This window comes from Haemophilus parainfluenzae (assembly GCF_003252725.1).
GTDB lineage: Bacteria > Pseudomonadota > Gammaproteobacteria > Enterobacterales > Pasteurellaceae > Haemophilus_D > Haemophilus_D parainfluenzae_L.
This window is the reverse complement of record NZ_QEPO01000002.1, coordinates 106,830-131,025: the sequence shown is the minus strand read 5'-3', so window position 1 is coordinate 131,025 and position 24,196 is coordinate 106,830. Positions and strand designations below refer to the sequence as shown.

Here is a 24,196-nt window from a genome sequence, read left to right as displayed (position 1 = left end):
CCTTAGCCCTCACAATGCCAAATGTCTGCATTATATTGAGCAATCGTGCGGTCTGATGAGAAGAAGCCTGCTTTTGCGATATTATGAACCACTTTCTCATTCCAACTATCTTGATCTTCATAATCGGCTAAGATTTGTTCTTTCGCGTCGACATAAGCATTAAAGTCGATTAACGTCATAAACCAGTCTTTATTCAATAATTCGTTATAAAGACGTTCTAAACGTGTTTTATTGCCTAATTTCACCACGGCAGGATTCAGAATAAAATCAACCGCTCTTTTAATATCTTTGTCGTTTTCATAATACTCTTTTGAAACATAACCTGCTGTTTCATAAAGTTTAATGATGCTTTCTGAATCTTTACCGAATGTATAGATATTTTCAGCACCGGCTAATTCTGCAATTTCAACATTGGCGCCATCCATTGTGCCTAAGGTTAATGCGCCATTCAGCATAAACTTCATATTCCCTGTACCAGAAGCTTCTTTAGAGGCAAGTGAAATCTGCTCAGAAATATCGGTTGCTGGAATGAGTTTTTCTGCTACGCTCACATTATAGTTTTCCACCAAATGTACGTTTAAATACTTATTCACTTCAGGATCATTATTGATTAACTCAGATAAACAAAGAATTAAGTGAATAATATCCTGAGCAATAATATAAGCAGGTGCTGCTTTTCCACCGAAAATCACGGTAATTTTACGTTTTGGTAATTTACCGGCTTTAATTTCTAAGTATTTGTGAATTACATAAAGCGCATTCATTTGTTGGCGTTTGTATTCATGGAAACGCTTAATTTGCGTATCAATGATAGAATTTTCATCTAACTCAATACCTTTATTTTCTTTAAGGTACGCTTTTAGTGCTAATTTGTTTTCAAACTTAATTTTCGCTAATTGTTGATGAACCTTTTTGTCATCTTTAAAGGTTAACAATTTCTCTAATTTCGTTGCATCATGCAAATATTCATCGCCAATCAATTCTTTAATATAAGCCGCTAATGGTTGGTTAGAAAACTCTAACCAACGACGGAAAGTAATGCCGTTTGTCTTATTATTGAATTTTTCAGGATACAACGCATAGAACGCTTTAAGTTCTGAATTTTTCAAAATCTCCGTATGTAACGCTGCCACACCATTTACAGAATTTGAAAAGTGAATATCCATATGCGCCATATGCACACGTTTTTGTTTATCAATAATTTGTACTGCTGGATCTTTATATTCTGCACGCACTAATTTATCTAATTTCTTGATGATCACCACTAAATGCGGCACTACTTCATCTAAATAATCGAGTGGCCATTTTTCTAATGCTTCAGCCAAAATTGTATGGTTTGTATAGCCCACCATATTACGTACAATTTCAACCGCTTCGGCAAACTTAATTTTATGTTTTTCAGTTAATAAGCGGATTAATTCAGGAATCACCATTGAAGGGTGCGTATCGTTGATCTGAACATACGCATAATCAGCTAAATCATGTAAATTGCTACCACGCGCAATTGCTTCATCAATTAATAATTGTGCAGCATTTGATACCATGAAGTATTGTTGATAAATACGCAGCAATTCCCCATTTTTATCTGAATCATCTGGGTAAAGGAATAAAGTCAGATTTTCTTCAATCGCAGTTTTATCAAACTCAATACCTTTTTTAATCAATTTAGGATTTACTGATTTAATATCAAATAAATTGAGATAGTTTTTCGTTTCTTTCTTATAACCTAAAATATCAATGCGATCTAATTTAGAGGTTAATGTAAATTTCTTAAATGGCACCTCATAGCTAATATCCGTTGGAATTAACCAAGAGTTATCTTCAATCCAATCATTAGGCTCTGCATGTTGTTCATTCTTTTTAAAGACTTGTTTGAACAAACCATAATGATAATTTAAACCTACCCCTTCAGCATTTAAGCCAAGCGTAGACATTGAATCAATAAAACAAGAAGCCAAACGGCCTAAACCACCATTTCCTAAAGACGGTTCTGGCTCAATATCTTCAATATGACTTAATGATTTACCCACACTTTCTAATTCCGCTTTAATATCTTGATACACACCAAGGTTAATCAGGTTATTAGAAAGTAATTTACCAATTAAAAACTCTGCTGAGATATAGTAAACCTTACGTTTACCTGTGTTTTTAGGTTTATCTGCAGAAAGTGTTTTTACGTAATTTAATAATTGAATATAAGTTTCTTTATCACTTAATTGTTCAAGCGATTTATTGGTTTCGTTTTTTACAAATGTACTAAATTTAATCATTGTTTTTTCCTGATTAGCACGTTGATATAACGTGGTCATTTTAGCTAAAAAGTCTTTTTTATCTTGCGTTAAATCAGATTGCTGCATTCTCCATTGCCAGTTTCCACCAATGGTTGAAGGAACATTCATTCTTGAACTCGCAGGCAAATCTAAAACATCTTGCATTGTGGCAATCGCGGTATTGCTAACGGTTGCAAAAAGCTGACGAATCATCGCTTGGCAAATCGATTCATCCTCACTACGATGCGTATAATCATTAATATATTGTTGCTGTTGTTCGGTAAGTGCGTTATACCAACCATTAGTCACATCGTTATCATGTGTACCGGTATAAACAATGGAATGTGGGATGCAATAATGCGGGCTATCTAAGCTTTTTCCGCTGACATCTTCAAAACCAAATTGCAGAATCTTCATGCCTGGGTAATGACAATCTGCAAGCAGCTTTCTTGCTTTATCATCAATATTACCTAAATCTTCGGCAATAATCGGTAAATCACCTAGTTGCTCTTTAACCGCTTTGAATAAATCATAGCCGGGACCTGGCTGCCAACTACCATCTTTAGCAATATCTGCTTTTCCATCCACTTGCCAATAATCGGAAAAACCTTTGAAATGATCGATGCGAAGTACATCATAAATCTTGAAGCTTTCTTCAATACGATGAATCCACCAAGCATAGCCTTGTTTTTTATGTTCTTCCCAATCATAAAGCGGATTGCCCCAAAGTTGTCCCGTTGCACTGAACTGATCGGCTGGAACCCCTGCGACAAAAAGCGGATTACGTTCTTTATCTAATTGGAAGAGTTCTGGTTTTGTCCAAACTTCCACGCTATCTGCCGCCACGTAAATCGGCATATCACCGATAATCTTTATGCCTTTTTGATTCGCGTAATGTTTTAACTCGCTCCATTGTTTAAAGAAGAAATATTGCGTCACTTTAAAGTACTGAATTTGATCAGCTAACATCGTGCGATATTTTTCTAATGTTCTTGGATCGCGCGCAACAGCTTTTTTATCATCCCATTTTTGTAATGCTTGATTACCAAAATGCTCTTTAATTGCCATAAACTCAGCAAAATCATCCAACCATAATCGGTTGTTTTTCTCGAAGTGCTTGAAATCAGCTTGGAATGCTTGATTCGCTAAAAAATTTTTCACGGCTGTTTCTAAAATCGGACGGCGTGCGTAGAAAATACGTTCATAATCCACGCTAGTTGGATCATCACCGAAATTGACCGAAGCATAATCAGATTCTTTCAACAAACCCATTTGGGTTAGTAAATCAAAATCAATAAGGTGAGTATTACCTGCAATTGCAGAGAAAGATTGATAAGGTGAATCACCATAACTGGTGGTGGTAAGTGGAAGAATTTGCCAATAAGTTTGTTTAGTTTCAACTAAAAAATCGACAAAATCATAAGCCGATTGCCCAAAGCTACCAATCCCGAATGCATTTGGTAGCGAGGTAATGTGCATAAGAACACCACTTGAACGAGTAAGCATAATATTTCCTCTAGGAAGTTATCATTTTGGCTCATTCTAACCTAACCGTATTTTTATGCAACAACTTATACGTAAAAGTTTAAAACATTTTCGTAAAAGAGTGACTAATATCACATTTTATACGTATAACATTTATGATTTTATGATATGCTATGGCTATACCTATGGAACGAACGGTCGATAAAAGGATTAAAAATGAGCAAGTACAAGCAGGTCTATAACGAGATAAAGACCCAAATTAACAATGGTAATTTAGCGCCATTGCAAGAGCTCCCGAGTGAAAATGAACTCATGCAAAGCTATGGTTTTTCCAAAGACACTATTCGAAAAGCGCTTTCTCTACTTGAAATTGATGGCTATATTCAAAAGCAACAAGGCAGAAATTCGATTGTTTTAAAACATGATTTATCTAAACCACAAATGCTTTCCGAAATTAAAACTGTCAGCGAATTAAATAGTGCCTCAACCCATCAAGTAAAAACCACATTAACCAGCTTGTATATTGTGCAAGGTGAAGAAGAGCTGATGCATATTTTTAATGTCGATGATCAGATCGATTTCTACCGTATTGCTCGTCTCCGTGAAATTGATGGCGAAGCCGTTGAATACGAGGTTTCTTATTTTGATCGCCGTATCGTGCCGTTTATTAGCCGAGAAATCGCTGAGCGTTCTATTTATCACTATTTGGAAAACGAATTAAAATTAAAAATTAGTCACTCACAACGAAAAATTGTCTTTCGCTATGCAAACGAAGAAGAAAAAAAGGCAATTGATCTTGGTGAGTATGACATGGTTGTGAATGTGACAAGCACCACTTATTTGGCGGATGGTCGACCGTTTCAATATGGGAGTATTAGCTATCGACCAGATAAAATTGCATTTACATCAACAGCAAAACGACATGTCTAGTTTTTTGTAAATGATTGGTTGTTATTTAAAAAATTCATAAAAAAAGTGCGGTCATTTTTAACCGCACTTTTTATTTAAGCTATTTTAACCAAAATTGCCCTTTGAAAATTTTTCCTAATGTCATCAGCACCAAACCGCTCATCATCAAGTTAGCAAAGATAAATGCACCATTTGCCAATCCGATCAGTACGTTATGATGAACAAAAGAAACAGCCCCATTCGCTAAAGAAGCTAATCCGAATGAAAAAGCCCAGAACCCAATATTCAGTCCTTTTTCACTAATCCAAGGAAACAGGCGAATTAAAAAGAACATTTGTAAAAAACCGTATCCCCATAAGAGCTTAACGAAAAGATCGATCTCGCCCCCATTAAGCGATAAGTAAGCCGACGATCCCACAAATGCTGGAGCGAGAATGATCCCCATGGTTGGACGAAATTGAGGTTCAATCTGCAACACGCGTAAACGTTGGAATAACACAGGTTCATAAATAATCCAAGCAATCATCCCTGCACCTAAGAACAAATAGCCTAAATCTTGATAGCCTAACAAGGCTAATGATGAGGCACTTGTAAAGTTAGTCGCCACAGAGGGCAAATAAAAAGGTGGCAGTGTCGATTTTTCCTCAAATGTGCCATCTTTCCATAACGCACTAATACGCACTGAGGCAAACAATAATTGTCCAATTGTCCCGATCCAAATTAATCCCTCACCAATAAGAGGAAACCAACGATACAGAACATCCCCGCTTAACATCGTTGTAATCGGTATTAATGCGAGAAAAGAAAAACGTATCGGACAACAATATTCATCTCGTACTTCTTGAGAGAAATAAATCATTTTATAAATACAGAGCAAGACGAAAAGTGCCCATACTGAAACAGACGTTATGCCAATAATATCACTCACATTTCGAGAAAAAGAGAGCGTATCGCCCATATGCAACCAAGCTAAAGATAAAGCGCTTAAACCTAATGGAATAGCAAAATACCCTGTTGGTAATGGAAATGGTCGTTTATCAGTCATTATTATTCTCCTAAAAATTGATACCTTATAAGATTACCTCTAAATGCATGAATATTGATGTGGATTTATCTCAAAGACTAGAATAAAAATCTCATTTCTCTAGATGAAAGAAAGGGCTAATAAACATTAGCCCTAAATTGAATTTATATATTTTTGATTATTTGCAGATCACTTCTAATCCGCTCATGTAAGGACGTAATACTTCTGGCACCGTAATTGAGCCGTCTGCATTTTGGTAGTTCTCAAGCACGGCTACTAAAGTACGACCGACTGCTAAACCAGAACCATTTAATGTGTGTACTAAGCGGGTTTTCTTATCTCCTTTCGCTTTGCAACGTGCTTGCATACGACGTGCTTGGAAATCCCACATATTTGAGCAAGAAGAAATCTCACGGTAAGTATCTTGTGCAGGCACCCACACTTCTAAGTCGTAAGTTTTGCAAGAACCAAAACCCATATCACCGGTACAAAGTAATACTTTACGATATGGTAAATTTAAAAGCTGTAATACTTTTTCTGCATGGCCGGTTAATTCTTCAAGTGCTTCCATTGATTTATCTGGATCGACGATTTGTACCATTTCCACTTTATCGAATTGGTGCATACGAATTAAACCACGGGTATCACGACCATAAGATCCCGCTTCAGAACGGAAACATGGTGTATGTGCGGTCATTTTGATTGGCAATTCTGCTTCATCAATAATCACATCACGTAAAAGGTTAGTTACCGGCACTTCCGCTGTTGGAATTAATGCGTAAGGTTGTTCGCCTTCTAGCGCTAAAGTATGGAATAAATCTTCACCGAATTTTGGTAATTGGCCTGTACCATAAAGAGTCGCATGGTTAACTAAATAAGGCACATAGGTTTCTAAATAACCATGTTGTTCGGTATGAAGATCTAACATGAATTGTGCTAATGCACGGTGCATTTTAGCAATTTGACCTTTCATTACCGCAAAACGCGCACCCGCTAATTTAGCCCCTGCAGCAAAATCTAAACCATTGGCATCTTCACCTAATGACACGTGATCTTTGATATCAAAATCAAATGTACGCGGCGTACCCCAACGTAAAATTTCTTTATTTTCAGTATCATCTTTACCTAATGGCACTTCATCTGCTGGAAGGTTTGGAATGCTTAACGCGATTTGATTGATTTCGGCTAACACAGCATCTAGTTGGGACTTCGCTTCATTAAGCTGTTCGCCCATGTTATCTACTTCAGCCAATAATGGTGCAATGTCTTCACCACGTGCTTTTGCCGCACCAATAGCTTTGGAACGCGCATTACGCTCTGCTTGTAATGTTTCAGTTTTTACTTGTAAATCTTTGCGTTGTTCTTCTAATGCGGTAAGTTTTTCCGTATCAAGAATAAAGTTACGTTTTACTTTTAATTTTTCTGCTACTTCAGCCAGATTATTACGGAGTAAATTTGGATCGATCATTGGAATTCCCTATTTTTCATTATGAAACAGATACCTTTATTCTAGCGTGCTTTGAGCAAATAAACCAGTTAAAACCCTGATTTTTCTTTTATTAACCTCTTCAAAAACATCCAATTTTATGACCGCACTTTGCCATGATTTAATTTTGTGATCTCTGTCAAATTCTGAGAATGAGACACTAGAAACAGCAAAAAAAAGTTCTATAATGAAAATGAACGTTAACCAAGAGGAGTAACCTATGTTTCCTGAATTTCGCGATTTAATCACTAAGCTTAAAAACAAAGATGCTTATTTTGATCGCTTGTTTGAAAAACACAATGTGTTAGACCAAGAGATCAAAAATAAGATTGATAACATAGAACTCGCTACTCATACGGAAATTGAGAACTTGAAAAAAGAAAAATTACGGATTAAAGACGAGCTCTATCAATACTTGAAAAAGAAAGCAGCTGAGTAATTTGGTTTAATGTGAAGACAAAGTGCGGTGAAATTTACCGCACTTTTTTGTTTTAAGCGGTTTTGTTTTTTTGAGAGCCCAGATAAATCGCCACTAATGTCAGCACTGCCCCCGCCCATTGCCAATGATTGATGGGCTTATCCAATCCAAAATAATCAATGATGAGCGCCACCACAGGTTCAGAAAGAAGTAATAAGCCGGTTAAACCTAAAGATAAGTAAGGAATGGTATAAGCAATCATTCCCCATGCTAAGCATTGCATCACCGTACCATAAATAAATACCAATCCCCAATCGGTAAATGTGGTTGGATAAAGGTTATCGTAATTAAAAATAAGCGAAGGAATAATTAAGACCAAAGCACCACTCACGCTCAGAATAAACATTAATGGAAATAAAGCTGTGGGTTCTTCTTCGTGCACCTTTTTAATCATAATCATTGAAGCGGCAAGCATGCCTGCAGAAATGAGCCCAATGATGATGCCGTACATCCCTTCAAAATTATGTTGTAATTCTTCCCCTGTGATTAAAACAACACCCACAACCGCTAAAAATAGACTTAACATTTGTAGTTTGCTTTGACGTTCGCCAAAGAATAAATACCCAATTGCCGCCAAGAAGAAAATCTGCAGACTATTTAGTAATGTTGAAATACCCGGCCCTACCGCATAGACACTTTCATGCCAAAAAGATAAATCAAAGGCTAAAAATATACCGGATAATACGGCATACACGATCGCTTTACGGCTTTTAGGAAAACGCTGTCTTTTTAATTTCATTACAAACCAGAAAATAAAAGAAGCAATCAATAAACGCCAAAATGCAATGGCATAACCACCCACTGGCACAAATTTCACAATCAGGCTTCCTAAACCGAATAGCACACACCCCACCACTAACATCGGAGCGGCATAAGATTTGATTTTATCCATTAAATAAACATCCCCCAGACTGGCAAACTCGATGCCATAAAGAACAAAATGAGCAAGCTGTTATAACTGAGTTTCCATTTATTCACACTATGTAAAAGCAGAATACCTGCCATCACTAAGTGAAGCAGGAAATAAATGCCGTATGCAAAAACACCGTCAAAACTGACCGCACTTACACCTTGATAAATAATAAAGATCAGTACTGCCAAGGCATTTAGCGCAAGCAGTAAAATCATCAATAACGGCAGTAATGCAATAAAACCTTGTAAACGATTACGAGATACAGATAAGCATAAATTCGCTAACAATACGCCCATCACCGCTTGTGCAAATGGATTATACTGCACGAAATTCGGTGTTGGATTGCCGAAGAAAATCATCAAATACGCAATGACACCAAATCCACTCACCAAAGATGCCATTAAGAGAAAACCACGGCGAGCGACTTCATCTTTAGGTTGTTTCCACACTGCATATACGGCAGATAACCCGCATAAGCTGACAATATCAGTCATCACGTAATGATGTGGTGAGGCCAGGCTCATCCCTAGCCAAACGAACCAATAAAGTGCAAAACAGACATTTGCTTTAATTAAACGTCCACGCTGCCCTGGGCAAATTTCGCCTTTAATAAAGGCAACTAAACAAAGCAATTGGGCAATCAGCACGCCAAAGGCTAAATGAGGAATCAATTTTTCAGCAAGTTGCAAAGATTCTATAAAAAACTCGACCATTAATAGCAACCCAATTGGCAATATCGCAAGAAATGCGGCCAAGGGTTTGGATTGTTCTTCTGACATAAAATTCTCGATTAGAAAAAGAAGGCGTCATTATGCCAAAATTTACGGCTTTTTTTAATGGCTTTCGTGCATTTTGCCTCATTCCCTTTTAAAATAAGCAAAATGATAACCGTACTTTAGGAACCACAAAAAAATGCTATTAAGCGTACTTTATATTATTGGAATTACCGCCGAAGGAATTACCGGCGCATTAGCCGCTGGACGAGAAAAAATGGATATTTTCGGGGTAATTATTATCGCCTGTGTAACGGCGATTGGTGGCGGTTCGGTACGCGATGTATTACTTGGACACTACCCGCTTGGCTGGGTTAAACATCCTGAATATTTCATTATGGTGGCTGGTGCAGCTGTATTAACGGTTTTTATCGCACCTTTCATCAAACATTTCATGCGCTACTTCCGCACGATTTTCTTGGTGTTAGATGCTTTAGGATTAATCGTATATTCCATTATCGGTGCGCAAATTGCCATTGATATGGGTTATGGCTTTACCGTGACATCCATTGCAGCAACGGTGACAGGTGCATTTGGTGGAGTATTGCGTGATTTACTGTGTAACCGCATTCCCCTTGTGTTCCAAAAAGAACTTTACGCCAGCGTGTCATTCTTCTCTGCCGCTATGTATATGGCATTACAACACCTTCAAGTAGAACACACACTTTCAATTTTACTCACGTTATTCAGTGGTTTTGCATTGCGCTTACTTGCTGTTCGATTCGGCTGGGGACTACCCGTTTTCGATTTCCAAGAGCAAGATGATGAAACAAATGATAAATTACCGAAGAAAACGAAGTAATGGATAACTCATGCAAACATTAACTTTAACTAGTAAAAAAATGTATTATGATTTTTGCTAATTAGAAAAATAAATGGATAGGATCTCTGAAGGAATAAAAAATTATTCACGATACTTACCTTTCATACTTTTTCCTAAATAAAAACAAAATAGAAGTAAAACGAATATTAAAGGAAACCATTTAAGAGTCACTAACAAACTAACTTTCTTAAAATCAAAGTTAAATTTATATAGAGCTAATACATACATAAATAAAGTTGAAATTACTGACATTTTTAAAACACTAAAAAAGTCATTTTTCATATTTTATCTCCCCCAACTATTCGTTATATTTTCAAAAGTTTTATTATTGTCTATCTTACAACTGGAAATAGTACAGCCTATAGAGCCTGTGAATTTTAAATACCCTCTTATGTCATAAAATCGGCTAAATCATAAACCACTCACACCTAATTCACAAAATCCTTAATTTTAATCATTTCACCTTACGCATTTTTACGATAAGCTACACCATATTTTTGTTGAAATAACAAGGGATTCGATATGTTAGAACAAATGGGCAAACAGGCCAAAGATGCAGCGTTTATTTTAGCGCAATTAAACACCACTGAAAAAAATCATGCGCTCAGTATTATTGCGGAACAATTAGAACAACAAGCGGATCGTATTCTTGCGGCAAACCAAAAAGATATTGAAATAGCGAAACAAAACGGCTTATCTGAAGCCTTAATTGACCGTCTCTTATTAACCGAAGAGCGCCTAAAAGGCATTGCGAATGATGTGCGCCATGTGATTTCGCTTGCCGATCCTGTGGGTAAAATTATTGATGGTGGCACCTTAGATAGCGGATTAAAGATCGAACGAGTTCGTACTCCGCTTGGCGTGATTGGTACTATTTACGAAGCACGTCCAAATGTGACGATTGATGTGGCTAGTCTTTGCTTAAAAACAGGTAATGCCGTGATTTTGCGTGGTGGAAAAGAAACGCAACATTCCAACCAAATTTTAGTAGAAGTGGTACAAAATGCCCTTGAACAGGCTGGCTTACCACGCCATGCAGTCCAAGCTATTACGGATCCGAATCGTGAACTTGTGATGCAACTGCTTAAATTGGATCGCTATGTGGATATGATTATTCCTCGTGGCGGTGCTGGTTTACATGAGCTTTGTAAACAACATTCTACCATTCCAGTGATTGTCGGTGGTGTAGGCGTTTGCCATCTTTTTGTGGAAGAAAGTGCTGACCAAGAAAAAGCCCTTGCGGTGATTGCTAATGCAAAATGCCAACGTCCAAGCACATGTAATACGCTGGAAACACTTTTAGTTCAGCGCTCGATTGCTGATGCTTTCCTGCCAAAACTCGCGAAATATTTAGCCGAGAAAAAAGTGAAATTCCATGCAAAATCGACCGCACTTTCGATTCTTCAAGCTGCAAATGTCAATGTGCAAGAAGTGACTGAACAAGCGCTACGCCAAGAATGGGGCTCATTAGATCTCAATGTCGTAGTGGTTGAAGATATGGATGCGGCAATTGCTCACATCCGTGAATATGGCACGCAACATTCAGAAAGTATCTTGACGGAAAATCAACGACTAGCCACACAATTTATCAATCAAGTGGATGCAGCAGCCGTGTATGTGAATGCAAGTACTCGATTTACCGATGGCGGACAATTTGGTTTAGGTGCAGAAGTGGCGGTAAGTACTCAAAAACTTCACGCTCGTGGCCCAATGGGATTAGAAGCCTTAACCAGCTATAAATGGGTTTGTGTTGGCGATTACACTTTCCGCAAATAGTTTGTTTCATCTATAAAAAAACCGCACCTTGAAAGCACCAAAGTGCGGTTATTTTTTATCTCGTTTTTAGTGTTTACCGAATAATTTCATCGCGGGTAATACAATCACACAAGCAATCGCCCCAACAATCACACCCACGACTAACGTCGCCACATTACCTAATAAACCATCGGCTAATTGATAATCAGCGAGCAAATGATGAATGAAACCCACATTATGTACGAAAATACCACCACCTACTAAGAACATTGCGAGCGTACCGATAAAACTAAGTGAACGCATAAATTTAGGCATAATCACTAAAATTGCGTTCCCGATTGACTTCGCTACGCCACCTTTTTTGATAAGGTATAAACCAAAATCATCTGCTCTAACAATTAATGCAACCAAGCCATAAACAAAAATAGTGATTCCGATACCGACCATTGAAAGGGAAATAATGCGGGTCAGCAAGCTCGCTTCAGTTAATTCACCTAATGCAATAATGATAATTTCAGCGGAAAGAATAAAGTCCGTACGAATTGCCCCTTTAATTTTAGCGGCTTCATTAAAGGTTGCTTTTTCTTCATGCTCTTCATGAGCAATAAATTTATGTAGAATTTTCTCTACACCTTCAAAACACAAATACGCCCCACCAATCATCAGAAGCGGCACGATCAACCAAGGTAAAAACGCAGAAAGCAGTAAAGCAATTGGAATTAAAATGATTTTATTGACTAACGATCCTTTGGTGACAGCCCAAACAATGGGTAATTCACGATCGGAAGATGCCCCTGTTACCTGATTAGCATTTAAGGCTAAGTCATCGCCTACCACGCCAACGGTTTTCTTGGCTGCCATTTTGGTCATCAAGGCGACATCATCAAGAATCGATGCAATGTCATCAATAAGAGTAAAAAGAGAGCTAAACGCCATATTCTTTCCTTTATAAAGTTAAAATTTAGAGAAATGAGTTTTAAACTGGTCGAATGCTTTCGACATCCAACTTCGCATCAAACTCTTTTTGTAATAAAAGCAGTTTTTTATCTTGCTGTAAATCCGTACGTGCCTGCTCACGCAAGTCTTGATAAACCTTTTTACGATAATCCATCGGTGTTAAAACATCGGAATCTTCAACAAAAATCGACAATTTAACTGGTTTTTCATATAAACGTTCAAGATGTTCTACTAAATTTTTAATATTTCGATCTTGTTTTAAATGCGCTTTTTCAGAATGAAGCCCGAGTTGAATTTCATCTTCTGTTTGCGACTTAATAAAGCAATTTAATGCCAACTCTTTTGAAAAACCACTCACGCCAGAGCGTTCAACAATATCCGTCCAAGGATCTTGTTTTTGCGTAATTTCAATAATTTTCTTACGCAATTCTGGTGTCACATCTTTCAAAATCGCCTGTTTGATATCAGAAGGTCGCACACCGCTATCCACTTTGGCTAAATCTGGATTACTCCACTCCCAACGGTAAGTTTCCGCATCCAGAATTTCCTGCTCTTCCGACTCCATTTCAGCATTGTCATCAATGGTATTTTCAACCGTCTCAACAGTTTGCTTTAACGCTTCTGCTTGTTGAGTAATTGGGTTTGGCACCGCTGCTTTCGTTTGCGTAGCTTTCGGTGGTGTCATCTCTCGCACAGGAAGTGCGGTCATTTTGGGTGGATTTTTTTGCTCATCTAACTCTTGAAGATGATGCAAGGTTTCTTCCACTGCGGCTTGCTGTTCATCATGATGATGTTGGCGCTCTGATTGCTCAATTTGCGTTAATTGATTCAATGCCTCTAGCGCAGCAAGGCTAGCTAAATTCAATGAAGAGGTGGTTTGCGTGAAAACCGGTTGAGAAGGTGAAGAATGCACAACCGCTGATTGAGCCATCGGCTTTTGCGCTTGTGCAGAATAATTTGCTTTGATGTTTTGCGACAGCACTGGCATATCCACATAACCAGAAACAGGCTGATTTTCAACCGCACTTTTCTGTGTATTTTGTTCAGGGGATAGCCCGCCTTGTTTAGGCGTTTGTGCTGCCGTAAGGAACTTTGGGTGGAATGCCAATGCCCTCAATAATGTCATTTCTGCACCAATTCGACGATTTGGCGCAGAGGCTAATTCTTTTCGACCCGATACAATCACTTGATAGAAAAATTGTACGTCTTCAGGTGAAATATGTTTAGCCAGAAAGCCTAAGTGATCGTTTTCATCGGTGGCACTTTTAGCGAGCAACTGCATTAATGCAATTTGATGTAATTTCTCAGCTGTTTCTGCCAGTAACTCATCCCAATCGCCCGCTTTTTCTGCCACCGTTTGGATGGTTTTCATTAAACGCTCACCGTTACCTTGATGTAAGGCGTAAATGATTTCAATCGGCTGATCTTCATCTAACAACCCAAGCATGGTATTCACCACATCGGTAGAAACCTTACCGTTGGCCATGGCAATGGCTTGATCCGTTAAACTTAAACTGTCACGAATACTACCCTGCGCAGCTTTGGCTAACTTATCTAATGCTGGCGCATCAAAAGGAATATTTTCGGCAGTAAGTACACGGTTAAGGTGTTCTGAAATTTGCGGTTCATCTAAAGCTTTGAGATGAAATTGCATACAACGGGATAAAATCGTAATCGGTAATTTTTGCGGATCCGTTGTCGCGAGTAAGAATTTCACATATTCAGGTGGCTCTTCCAAGGTTTTTAACAACGCATTGAAAGAATGGCGGGACAGCATATGGACTTCATCGATTAGATAAACTTTATAACGTCCTACGACCGGCTTATATTGGACGTTGTCTAATAGCTCACGCGTATCTTCTACTTTCGTACGAGAAGCCGCATCGATTTCAATTAAATCAATAAAGTTGCCTGCTTCGATCGCTTTACAGTTTTCACACTCACCGCAAGGATCGGCAGTAATACCATTTACGCAGTTCAAGCCCTTCGCAAATAAACGAGCAATGGAGGTTTTACCTACGCCACGGGTACCGGAAAATAAATAAGCATGATGTAAACGGTTTTCTTTTAAACCGTTTTCTAAAGCAGTGAGCACATGGCTTTGCCCCACTACTTCAGAAAAGTTTTTTGGTCGCCATTTTCTGGCTAAAACTTGGTAGCTCATCGCATCTCTTTAAAAATTAATGGCCTTCAAAATTCACTAAAGTGTAGCAATCAATGCCTAAATCACGTAAGCGTTTTTCGCCCCCTAATTCTGGCAAATTAATCACAAAGGCAGCATGCTTCACTTCACCGCCTAAACGTTGAACTAATTTCACGGTGGCTTCAACTGTACCACCTGTCGCTAACAAGTCATCAATGATTAACACATTATCGCCTTGTGAAATGGCATCCGTGTGCAATTCAAGGGTGTCTTGACCGTATTCTAATTGATAAGACTGTGCAATCACTTCACGCGGTAATTTGCCTGGCTTACGAACGGGGATAAATGGCAAGCCTAATGCTAATGCAACTGGCGCACCAAAAATAAATCCACGAGACTCGGTACCAATCACTTTTGTGAGACCTTGATCTTTATACTTTTCAACGATCAAATCGATTGTGGCTTTGAAAGCTGCGGGCACTTCAAGCAAGCTCGTGATATCACGGAAAATGATGCCTTCTTTTGGATGATTTGGGATAGATTTGATAGAAGATTTGATTAATTCAAGTTGTTTGTTCATAAATAATTGCTCAAAAAAGAGTAAGAAAAAATCCTGTTTTTAGGCTCGCATTCTAGCATATAAAAATGCAAAAGTGCGGTGAATTTTGACCGCACTTTTGTAAATAAAATGAATTAATCTGGGTAAATATCTTCCCCGTCTTTTCGAGTACGAAGAAGCTGTAAAATCCAGACATATTGTTCGGGTGTTGGTGTAACGAAATACTCAATTTCCTCGTTCATCGCACGGGCTGATTGCTCTGGATCTTCGCTTAATTGCATCGGTGGGCGAATTTCCATTTCATACTTGCCATTCTTAGCGTTATAACGAGGGAACATTGGGATAACCACCGCTTTCGCTAATTTTGCCATTTTGTTTAACCCAGGAAGTGTGGCTTTATAAGTGGCAAAGAAATCCACGAAGACACTTTGCTCGGCACCAAAATCTTCATCTGGAAGATAGTATCCCATTTGACCTTGCTTGATGTGCGCTAAAAACGGCTTAATCCCATTTTGGCGAGCATGCATTTTCCCGCCAAAACGCTGACGAGCTAAAGTCCATAACCAATCTACTAATGGATTTCGGTGAGGGTTATACATTGATGTCATCGGCATACCGTGTGTATGCAAAATAATACCAGAGGCATCAATTGCCCAACCATGCGGTACCATCAAAATGATGTTATGCCCTTCAGATTTGGCTTGCTTGATATGCTCAAGGCCAATAAATTCGCTACGTTTTTGTAAATGTTTTTTTGAACGAATAGCAATTTCGCCAATACCGAGCATCACTTGTGCAACCGTCACAAACATGTCTTCAATTACTTTGTTACGTTTCTCATCTGTCCAATCTGGGAAACAGAGTTTCAAATTAATTTCTGCACGAATACGTGGCTTACCGATTTTTTTCGTGAGTGCACGAGCCAGTTTCTCTGCTAATTTATCGCGTAAACGAAACGGCACAAAAGCCAATAACAAAAGCACAAAAATACCAAGCCAAATACCCCAATTTTTCGGGTGCAAATATGACCATGAAAAATGTGGTTCATAGCCTGTTCGTGCCGTAATACGTAATTTTTTTTGAGAATCTGTCATAATCAATCGTTAAAAATGAAACCAACCTTGATCATACGCCATTTTTATCGTCATGATAAATGACATAATCACCACCATCGGTCTGATCAGTTGTTTACCTTTTGCCATCACCATTTTAGCACCTAAATTTGCACCTATCAGGCTTCCTGCCATCATCACTAAACCGACAGTCCAAATGACATGACCACCAATAAAGAAGAAAATTAATGACGCAAAATTTGAGGTTAAATTCATCACTTTAGCATGCGCAGTTGCTTTGGTGAGATTAAATCCAAGCAATGTGACACAAGCCAAGTTCATTAATGAGCCTACACCTGGTCCAAAAAAACCATCATAAAAACCCAGCAATGAGCCAAAACATAATGCAAAAACAGCGTAAGAAATTCGTTGTTTGCGATCACTTTCGCCCAATTTAGGTGTCAATAAAAAGTATAAGCCGATCGCTAAAATAAGAAATGGAAGCCCTTTTTTAATTAATGTCGCATCTAAATTTTGAATGAGTAACGTACCAATCATCGAGCCGATAAAAATCATCAGTAAGATGAAAGAAAGCTCCGATAAATTGACCGCTCTTTTACGCAAAAAGTAAATACTTGCCGACAACGCACCGCCGAATGCTTGTAATTTATTCGTGCCTAATGCCATGGCGGGTGGCATACCGGTCATTAACAAGGCGGGGATTGTAATTAAGCCTCCGCCACCTGCAATCGCATCAATAAATGCAGCAATAAAGGCTGCTGCAAAAAGCATAGCTAAAATATCAATTCCAAATTCCATGATTAAACTCCTACTCTAACCATTCGCTACTATTTGGCGAACTCAACACTTGTTGGCATAAAAACGGTTCTGGTGGTGTCACTTTTGGTTTAGAAGCGCCTGAACCTGGTTTTGCGGGTTCAAACCAAGAATAAAGTTCATCGCCACAACCATCACCTGCTGGTACAGGTGCTTGATCTTCACAATAAGCAGCATCTTTCGGACAAGCAATACGCACGTGGAAATGTGAATCATGACCAAACCACGGACGAATTTTATGTAACCAAGCACGATCATCACCCGCAGTTTGACAAAGTTTTAATTTAATCGCTGGGTTCACAAAAATACGGGTCACTTTTGGATCTTGCGCGGCCAATTTAATTAACGTTGCATGATTGTTATTCCACACATTTTCATCAACACGTTGTGCTTGGCGATTCACCACGAGTAAGCCTTTTCCGTCAGAATTTAACGCTTCACTGTCTGTCATGGTACCCATGCGCAACCAAATATCCGCGTCTAATCCCATTTGATGGCTTGCATGCCCCGTTAAAAAGCGACCACCACCCGGCATAGCAATATCTCCAACTAACATGGTCGGTAAGCCCGCTAACTTCGCTTTTTGTCCAAGACGCTGTAAATAGGCAATCATATCCGGATGACCATAATAGCGGTTTTTATTCATACGAATGACTTGGTACCCCTCACCTTTATAAGGCAAAGGTTCAGCCCCAATAATACAACCATTCGAATAGCTACCAATTGGATTTGCCTTACCATCTGTTGCAGGAATTGGACGTTTGATTCGTTGCCAGTCTTGTGGCGAGGCTGTTGTTTGTAACGAGAAAAAAACACTCCCCAAAACAACCGCACTTGAAAGTAATTTTGCTAAAGATTTATTCATAAGATATCCTAAAATAAGTTGATTTCTCTTCAATAAAAGAGCGCAAGAAGCTTAATTTAAAATAGTTATTTACACTGCGCCTTAAAACGCAATAAATGGTCGAGTAACACAATCGCGACCATAGCCTCTGCAATGGGTACTGCACGAATACCAACACAAGGATCATGACGACCTTTTGTCACGACTTCTACGGGTTCTCCCTCTAAATTAATCGAGCGTCCTGGAATCGTGATACTGGATGTTGGTTTTAGTGCAATGGTCGCAATGATTGGCTGACCTGAGCTAATGCCCCCTAAAATACCGCCAGCATGGTTGCTTTCAAAACCATTGGGTGTCATTTCATCACGATGTTGACTGCCACGCTGTTCAACTACCGAAAAACCATCGCCAATCTCTACACCTTTAACGGCATTAATCCCCATTAAGGCATGGGCTAAATCTGCATCAAGTCGATCAAAAACGGGCTCTCCTAAACCAACAGGAACATTCTCTGCAATCACGGTTAGTTTGGCACCAATCGAATCCCCTTCTTTTTTCAATTCACGGATTAATTCATCAAATTTTTCGACCGCACTTTCATCTGGACAGAAAAATGGATTGCTATTCACTTTATCCCAATCAATTTTTCCTACAGTCTGTGGTGCAATCTTCACCTCGCCAATTTGACTCAAAAAGCCACGGACTTCAATGCCAAACTGCTCACGTAAATATTTCTTCGCAATCGCTCCCGCAGCAACACGCATGGCGGTTTCACGCGCAGAAGAGCGTCCACCCCCGCGATAATCACGAATACCGTATTTTTGTTGATAGGTAAAATCCGCATGCCCTGGACGAAAACGATCTTTAATATCGCCATAATCTTGTGAACGTTGATCACCATTTTTAATGAGCATTCCAATACTGGTACCCGTTGTTTTACCTTCAAACACCCCAGATAAAATCTGTACTTCATCGTCTTCACGACGTGGTGTGGTGTAACGCGATGTACCCGGTTTACGACGATCTAAATCAGGTTGAATATCCGCTTCCGATAATTCAAGATTCGGCGGTACGCCATCTACAATACAGCCTAATGCAATACCATGTGACTCCCCAAAGGTCGTCACACGAAAAAGTTGTCCGATAGTATTCCCTGCCATATTCTCTCTCTTTAATTAATGATTTTGGGCTAATTTTGCCACATCAATAAATGGAATTTCTTCACCCGTATCTTTATTCTTAATAAAAATATCTAATTGGTTGAATGCAATATCAATATTATTTTCAGCAAATAACTGATTTACGCGGCGATTAAGTGCATCAAGCGTATCATTTCGCTCAGACACTTGACCCACATAAACACGTAATTCGTGATCTAACGTACTTGCCCCAAAGGTTAAGAATAATGCTCTTGGTTCTGGATCTTTTAAGACGCTTGGTTGCTCATTTGCAGCTTGCAATAATAAACGTTTCACCAACTCTAAATCTGATCCATAAGCCACCCCAACGGATATAACCAAACGAGTAACGGTGTTAGATAATGCCCAGTTAGTCACTTGTCCGGTTACAAAGGATTTATTTGGCACAATCACTTCTTTTCGATCCGGATCGATCATCGTAATGGCGCGAATACGGATTTTCGCTACTGTACCTGTTACATCGTTAATTGTCACAGTATCACCCACACGAATTGGACGCTCAAATAATAAAATGATGCCGGAAACAAAGTTCGCAAAAATTTCTTGCATACCAAAACCGAGACCAACGGAAAGGGCGGCAAATAACCATTGTAATTTAGACCATGACATCCCAAGGGTAGAAAATGCCCATGCGCCACCCACTGCAACCAAGATATAGGTTAATAAGGTGGTAATGGTATAAGGCGTACCTTGTGAAAGTTTCACTCGGGAGAAGAGTAATATTTCTAAAATACCTTGAATATTACGCACTAAAATATAGGTAATCACAACAATGATTAACGCAACGATCAAGTTAAAGAGTGAAATCGTTTCAGTCACCACACCCGCTTCAGTCGTTGAAGTTTGCTGCCATAAGGTAATGTCTCGCAAGTAACTTACAACAGTGACTAAATCTGACCATACATAATAGAAGATGGCAAAAAGTGCGGTCCAAATAAAGAGATCGGCAAAGCGTAGTAACTGGCTACGTACTTCATTTAAGGCCAATCCCTCTTCTTGTTCGGTAATGACTACCACATCATCAGAAGCTGAAGCATCACTTGAATCTTGCTGTTTTTGTTGACGTTTTTCTTGTAAACGACGATAAGCTAAACGTCTTGATGCTACTGTGACACCACGATAAATTGTATGACGCACCAACGACCACACTACCCACGCAATGTAGGTATTAATAATATGCGTAATTAAATTTAAGGCGGTGTAATAATATCCTAAAGCAATTAGTGCAATTAAAATAACAGGGACCAATTGCAATAAAACGCGCATAATTTTTAAAAGCGTTCTATCACGCTGATCCGTTGCGCTTGAATTCAACGATTTTTCTGTGCGAACGAAACGTGGCGCAATAATCACAATACAGAAAAGTAAGGCAACAATCGTATTAATTTCGCCGAGAACGTCATTCGCTAATCCGGTATCCATGACATTACTGAAAATCGACGTATTCAGTAATAACACAACGGAAACAATGATACGTTTTGTGACGTCTTGCAGAGCAATCGCACTCTCTTTAGAAAAACCGAAATGGCGGACTAAAATACCATTCGGTCGAAGAGTGGATAAAACAAAACTAAAGAACCACCAATAGGCTGCCATGCGAAGTGACCATTCCCAAAATTCTTGTGGATTTTTCACCAAGAAAAAGCCCAACAATTGGCAAGCCGCTAAGAACCAAAGGGTGCCTGATAAAGATAAAAGTGCGGTATAAAATAACGCAAGCGGCGTATGCCATTGGCTATCCGAACGACGCGTATTAATTTCGCCATTAATCACGCTCAAACGGTGTTTAATCGATTCTTTAAATTTGAAAATCAATCCACCAATCACAAACAAAATAAAGACATAAGTAAGTAAATACGGCAAATTATCGAAATTTGTCGGGAAGCCGATTTTCTTTCCAATACCATCAAGTTGTGCCTTGAGTGACATTGGCAGTTTTTTGATCCAATCTAAATTAATTGGATTATTACTTTTTACCCAGAAACTTTGTTGATCAAGTTTAGACTGGATCTGATCACTGATTTGTGTAATTTGTTGCTGGGTTAGCTCTAAGGAAATCGCCAAATTCAACTGATTATTCAATGACTTAATCAAATCAGAAGCCACTTTTCGACGTTCTGTCAATAAATTGGTTAATTGTGCTTTTTCCGCCGGTGTAAACGATTTGTTTTCATCCTGCTCAATTTTACTGATGTAGGCATCAATATCATAAAGCTCATTACGTTTTTGCGTAATATCGAAGATCTGTACACGCAAATCCGCAATTTGCTTTGAAAGACCTTGAATATTTAAATTGGTCGGTAATTTTTGTTTTTGTTGCTGAATAATGCGAGAAAGCACCAACGTGCCTTGTAACGCACTGATTTGCTCATCAATGGTACGTTGTGTCTGCGTTAAGTTATCCAACACATTTCGCATGCGTAATTCATCTTGCGTTAATGTATTGGTTTTCTCTGTTTGCTCAAGTAAATATTGGCTAAGCTGCGCATTCAAATTCAATTCTTTCTGAATCAACGGATTTTGCTCAACATTTTGGCTTTGTTGTTGTGCTTGCTCAACTTGGTTTTGTGTTTTAGCCAAATTCTTTTGATTAATCGCTTCTTGAATGGCTGCAATTTGTTGCTGCAATGCTTGAACACGAGTATTTAATAACTCATATCGACTTCGATAAAGCACAGTCAACTGATCGCTATTTTTTAATAGCACTTGATTATAGATATTTTTTAGCTCAATCAGTTGTAATTCAAGCTGAATTTGCTGTTTTAATAGTGAACTTGTCGTTGGATCAGCTAATTTCTGATTCAATTCTTGCGTACGTTTAACATTATCTGTTAAGGCTGTTTGAGCACGTTCCGACACAGAGCTCTGCCCTGCAAGTTGCGTATTCACCGCACTTAATGCAGATTGGGCATCTTGTTGTTGATTGGTCAGTTTCTCAACCTGAGCCTGTAGATTAGCTAAACTTTGTGAAGCATAATCGGTGTTACTTGGCGTGCTTAGCTGTTTTTTAAGATTTTGAAGATCAGCACTATTCTTCTGAATTTCAGAATCTGCATCAATAAGCGTATCTTGCAAATCGTTGTTATTTTTTTGCTGTGTTTGAATTTGTTGCAAGAAATCAAGCGAAGCCTGGATTGTCGCAATATTATTTGTCTTTTCATCACCATCCGGTAATTTTTGTGCATCAGCTAATTCACTTTTTAGCGTTTTTTCCGACGGTAAATCAGCATTACTATTCTCTGCCCAAACAGGCTGAGAAAGTGCCAGCGTAAAAACAAATGAAAGACCAAGTGCGGTCAAAACACGAGAGATTTTTTTCATTAAACTAACTTTCCTATTGTTGCGACAGCCAATCGGCGAGTGCTTTGCGAGAAATCTTTATTGCCCCTTGGATTAAATCCTGCGGGAGTTCATAGTAGGCAACAGGTTGCTTAAATCGTTCCAGTCGCCCTTGTAAAAAAACGTTGAGAGATTCAACCGCACTTTCATTAAAGGATGTATGAAATTCAATAATCGCGACAGGGCGATGGCCAAATTCCTCATCATATTTAGGCAAAACAAAGACTTGCTTCACTAAATCTGATTGTGCAATCACTTTTTCAATTTCTTCCGGCTGAATATTTTCACCGCCAGAAATAAACATATTATCCAATCGGCCTTGAATGACTAATTCATCATCAAGCCATTGACCTTTATCTTTGGTTTGGAACCAACCTTCAGCATTAGTTAGCGGGTCAACCCACCCATCTCGCCAATATCCCATGGCAAGTCCTGCACCTTTTAGCCAAACTTCTTCATTCACTAACTTGAACTCTCGACCAAGCAAAGGCTGCCCCACACCTATTTTTCCATCCGATTGTTTAGCGAATGCGGTAGAAGCCATTTCGGTCATACCATAACCTGAATAACTGCGAATCCCTAATTCACTTAGCGCTTGGGTTAATTTAACAGGAATTTGTGTACCACCCAATAATACCGCTTGAGTTTGGATAGGTTGTGGATGTTCTACCAAATAATCAAACCAACGTTGTAATTGCGTTGGCACGAGAGAAACATGGGAAACCTCACCAATAGATAGATAAAAATCTTCTTTCGGTAAAACTAAGGTTGCCCCTGCGTAAAGCCAGCGCCACACAATGCCTTGTCCAGAAACATGATAAAGCGGCAAAGAAAGTAGCCATAATTGATCTTTGCCAAAATTCATTAAGGTACAAACGCCTTCCGCATTAGCTAAATGAGCAGACACATTATGCACCACTGCTTTAGGCAAACCAGTTGAACCCGATGTTAATGTCATCGTTGCCGCTTTTGTAAAGTCAGCGTTATGTTCGGGTAATGCTTTAGTAACTAAATAATGAATATCTTCGGTTTGATAACAAAAATCCACCCCATACACTTGGCACAATTCTTCTCTTTTTTCTTGAGGAAATGCAGGGTTGATACCTAAAATTTTTGCGCCTAGCTGAATAACAGCTAAATAAAGAAATAAGATCTGTTCTGAATTTTTACCACAAAAAGCAACCGCACTTTGCGCTGTCACACCTTGTTGTAAAAGAAAGGCTTCTACCTGATTAATTTTCTCAGCAAGTTCAGCCCAAGTAAAAGGATCGCCCTGCGAATTTCGCAACGCGATCTGATTTGCATACACTGAATTTTGGGCAAATGCTTGCCAAGGGAATTTTTGCATTG

18 protein-coding genes are annotated in these 24,196 nt (G+C 38.8%); 4 read left to right on the top strand and 14 right to left on the bottom strand.

The genetic code is table 11. The annotated features are described in order from the left end of the window. Positions 1 to 2 precede the first annotated feature (2 nt). Entirely contained in the window at positions 3 to 3,776 is a 3,774-nt protein-coding gene (gene malQ, locus DPV85_RS03290; protein ID WP_111327042.1) for a 4-alpha-glucanotransferase, read from the bottom strand. A 195-nt stretch (positions 3,777 to 3,971) separates the two neighbouring features. On the opposite strand from malQ, the gene DPV85_RS03285 reads away from it, so the two are divergent. Next, on the top strand, positions 3,972 to 4,685 hold the full coding sequence (locus tag DPV85_RS03285) for a GntR family transcriptional regulator (RefSeq protein ID WP_111327041.1): 714 nt from the start codon (positions 3,972 to 3,974) through the stop codon (positions 4,683 to 4,685). 79 nt (positions 4,686 to 4,764) lie between these two features. On the opposite strand, the gene tehA is transcribed toward DPV85_RS03285, so the two are convergent. Both tehA and serS read right to left on the bottom strand, forming a co-directional pair. Then, on the bottom strand, positions 4,765 to 5,709 hold the full coding sequence (gene tehA, locus DPV85_RS03280) for a dicarboxylate transporter/tellurite-resistance protein TehA (RefSeq protein ID WP_111327040.1): 945 nt from the start codon (positions 5,707 to 5,709) through the stop codon (positions 4,765 to 4,767). 157 nt (positions 5,710 to 5,866) lie between these two features. After that, positions 5,867 to 7,156: a serine--tRNA ligase gene (gene serS / locus DPV85_RS03275; RefSeq protein ID WP_111327039.1), complete on the bottom strand. Its 1,290-nt coding sequence runs from the start codon at positions 7,154 to 7,156 to the stop codon at positions 5,867 to 5,869. A 238-nt stretch (positions 7,157 to 7,394) separates the two neighbouring features. Between serS and DPV85_RS03270 the strand changes: the two genes are divergently transcribed. Further along, complete coding sequence (locus tag DPV85_RS03270; protein WP_049366004.1) at positions 7,395 to 7,613, top strand: HP1242/YdcH family protein; 219 nt, start codon at positions 7,395 to 7,397, stop codon at positions 7,611 to 7,613. A 52-nt stretch (positions 7,614 to 7,665) separates the two neighbouring features. Here DPV85_RS03270 and DPV85_RS03265 read toward each other — a convergent pair whose 3' ends face one another. Both DPV85_RS03265 and DPV85_RS03260 read right to left on the bottom strand, forming a co-directional pair. Continuing rightward, positions 7,666 to 8,544: a DMT family transporter gene (locus DPV85_RS03265; protein ID WP_111327038.1), complete on the bottom strand. Its 879-nt coding sequence runs from the start codon at positions 8,542 to 8,544 to the stop codon at positions 7,666 to 7,668. Further along, positions 8,544 to 9,344 carry an HI_1241 family integral membrane domain gene (locus DPV85_RS03260; RefSeq protein ID WP_111327037.1) on the bottom strand — a complete coding sequence of 267 codons (801 nt, stop codon included), beginning with the start codon at positions 9,342 to 9,344 and terminating at the stop codon, positions 8,544 to 8,546. The genes DPV85_RS03265 and DPV85_RS03260 overlap by 1 nt, the downstream gene beginning before the upstream one ends. A gap of 133 nt (positions 9,345 to 9,477) precedes the next feature. Here DPV85_RS03260 and DPV85_RS03255 point away from each other — a divergent pair, with 133 nt between their 5' ends. Further along, the gene (locus tag DPV85_RS03255) at positions 9,478 to 10,140 is read left to right on the top strand and encodes a trimeric intracellular cation channel family protein (RefSeq protein ID WP_111327036.1); all 663 of its coding nucleotides are present in this window, start codon (positions 9,478 to 9,480) and stop codon (positions 10,138 to 10,140) included. Between the two features lie 543 nt (positions 10,141 to 10,683). After that, positions 10,684 to 11,937, top strand: coding sequence for a glutamate-5-semialdehyde dehydrogenase (proA, locus tag DPV85_RS03245; RefSeq protein ID WP_111327034.1), 1,254 nt, complete (start codon positions 10,684 to 10,686; stop codon positions 11,935 to 11,937). Positions 11,938 to 12,003: 66 nt separating this feature from the next. On the opposite strand, the gene DPV85_RS03240 is transcribed toward proA, so the two are convergent. From DPV85_RS03240 to menE, 9 genes are all read right to left on the bottom strand, one after another. Continuing rightward, on the bottom strand, positions 12,004 to 12,852 hold the full coding sequence (locus tag DPV85_RS03240) for a DUF808 domain-containing protein (protein WP_111327033.1): 849 nt from the start codon (positions 12,850 to 12,852) through the stop codon (positions 12,004 to 12,006). Between the two features lie 40 nt (positions 12,853 to 12,892). Then, the gene (gene dnaX / locus DPV85_RS03235; RefSeq protein WP_111327032.1) at positions 12,893 to 15,037 is read right to left on the bottom strand and encodes a DNA polymerase III subunit gamma/tau; all 2,145 of its coding nucleotides are present in this window, start codon (positions 15,035 to 15,037) and stop codon (positions 12,893 to 12,895) included. Positions 15,038 to 15,053: 16 nt separating this feature from the next. Beyond that, a complete protein-coding gene (gene apt / locus DPV85_RS03230; protein WP_005698770.1) occupies positions 15,054 to 15,596 on the bottom strand; it encodes an adenine phosphoribosyltransferase in 543 nt (180 codons plus the stop codon). 113 nt (positions 15,597 to 15,709) lie between these two features. Continuing rightward, positions 15,710 to 16,669, bottom strand: a complete 960-nt coding sequence (gene lpxM / locus DPV85_RS03225; protein ID WP_111327031.1) for a lauroyl-Kdo(2)-lipid IV(A) myristoyltransferase — start codon at positions 16,667 to 16,669, stop codon at positions 15,710 to 15,712. 9 nt (positions 16,670 to 16,678) lie between these two features. After that, positions 16,679 to 17,446, bottom strand: coding sequence for a TSUP family transporter (locus tag DPV85_RS03220; protein WP_111327030.1), 768 nt, complete (start codon positions 17,444 to 17,446; stop codon positions 16,679 to 16,681). Positions 17,447 to 17,456: 10 nt separating this feature from the next. Next, the gene (gene mepA, locus DPV85_RS03215) at positions 17,457 to 18,329 is read right to left on the bottom strand and encodes a penicillin-insensitive murein endopeptidase (protein WP_111327029.1); all 873 of its coding nucleotides are present in this window, start codon (positions 18,327 to 18,329) and stop codon (positions 17,457 to 17,459) included. Between the two features lie 65 nt (positions 18,330 to 18,394). Further along, positions 18,395 to 19,468: a chorismate synthase gene (aroC, locus tag DPV85_RS03210; RefSeq protein WP_111327028.1), complete on the bottom strand. Its 1,074-nt coding sequence runs from the start codon at positions 19,466 to 19,468 to the stop codon at positions 18,395 to 18,397. Between the two features lie 15 nt (positions 19,469 to 19,483). Then, positions 19,484 to 22,828 (bottom strand): mechanosensitive channel MscK, encoded by a 3,345-nt coding sequence (gene mscK, locus DPV85_RS03205; protein WP_111327027.1) that lies wholly within the window; start codon positions 22,826 to 22,828, stop codon positions 19,484 to 19,486. A gap of 13 nt (positions 22,829 to 22,841) precedes the next feature. Beyond that, a complete protein-coding gene (menE, locus tag DPV85_RS03200; RefSeq protein ID WP_111327026.1) occupies positions 22,842 to 24,194 on the bottom strand; it encodes an o-succinylbenzoate--CoA ligase in 1,353 nt (450 codons plus the stop codon). Positions 24,195 to 24,196 lie beyond the last annotated feature (2 nt).

Excerpts from the sequence above, each read along its gene's own strand:
- malQ (WP_111327042.1), bottom strand. The coding sequence starts at position 3,776 with ATGCTTACTCGTTCAAGTGGTGTTCTTATGCACATTACCTCGCTACCA.
- DPV85_RS03285 (WP_111327041.1), top strand. The coding sequence starts at position 3,972 with ATGAGCAAGTACAAGCAGGTCTATAACGAGATAAAGACCCAAATTAAC.
- tehA (WP_111327040.1), bottom strand. The coding sequence starts at position 5,709 with ATGACTGATAAACGACCATTTCCATTACCAACAGGGTATTTTGCTATT.
- serS (WP_111327039.1), bottom strand. The coding sequence starts at position 7,156 with ATGATCGATCCAAATTTACTCCGTAATAATCTGGCTGAAGTAGCAGAA.
- DPV85_RS03270 (WP_049366004.1), top strand. The coding sequence starts at position 7,395 with ATGTTTCCTGAATTTCGCGATTTAATCACTAAGCTTAAAAACAAAGAT.
- DPV85_RS03265 (WP_111327038.1), bottom strand. The coding sequence starts at position 8,544 with ATGGATAAAATCAAATCTTATGCCGCTCCGATGTTAGTGGTGGGGTGT.
- DPV85_RS03260 (WP_111327037.1), bottom strand. The coding sequence starts at position 9,344 with ATGTCAGAAGAACAATCCAAACCCTTGGCCGCATTTCTTGCGATATTG.
- DPV85_RS03255 (WP_111327036.1), top strand. The coding sequence starts at position 9,478 with ATGCTATTAAGCGTACTTTATATTATTGGAATTACCGCCGAAGGAATT.
- proA (WP_111327034.1), top strand. The coding sequence starts at position 10,684 with ATGTTAGAACAAATGGGCAAACAGGCCAAAGATGCAGCGTTTATTTTA.
- DPV85_RS03240 (WP_111327033.1), bottom strand. The coding sequence starts at position 12,852 with ATGGCGTTTAGCTCTCTTTTTACTCTTATTGATGACATTGCATCGATT.
- dnaX (WP_111327032.1), bottom strand. The coding sequence starts at position 15,037 with ATGAGCTACCAAGTTTTAGCCAGAAAATGGCGACCAAAAAACTTTTCT.
- apt (WP_005698770.1), bottom strand. The coding sequence starts at position 15,596 with ATGAACAAACAACTTGAATTAATCAAATCTTCTATCAAATCTATCCCA.
- lpxM (WP_111327031.1), bottom strand. The coding sequence starts at position 16,669 with ATGACAGATTCTCAAAAAAAATTACGTATTACGGCACGAACAGGCTAT.
- DPV85_RS03220 (WP_111327030.1), bottom strand. The coding sequence starts at position 17,446 with ATGGAATTTGGAATTGATATTTTAGCTATGCTTTTTGCAGCAGCCTTT.
- mepA (WP_111327029.1), bottom strand. The coding sequence starts at position 18,329 with ATGAATAAATCTTTAGCAAAATTACTTTCAAGTGCGGTTGTTTTGGGG.
- aroC (WP_111327028.1), bottom strand. The coding sequence starts at position 19,468 with ATGGCAGGGAATACTATCGGACAACTTTTTCGTGTGACGACCTTTGGG.
- mscK (WP_111327027.1), bottom strand. The coding sequence starts at position 22,828 with ATGAAAAAAATCTCTCGTGTTTTGACCGCACTTGGTCTTTCATTTGTT.
- menE (WP_111327026.1), bottom strand. The coding sequence starts at position 24,194 with ATGCAAAAATTCCCTTGGCAAGCATTTGCCCAAAATTCAGTGTATGCA.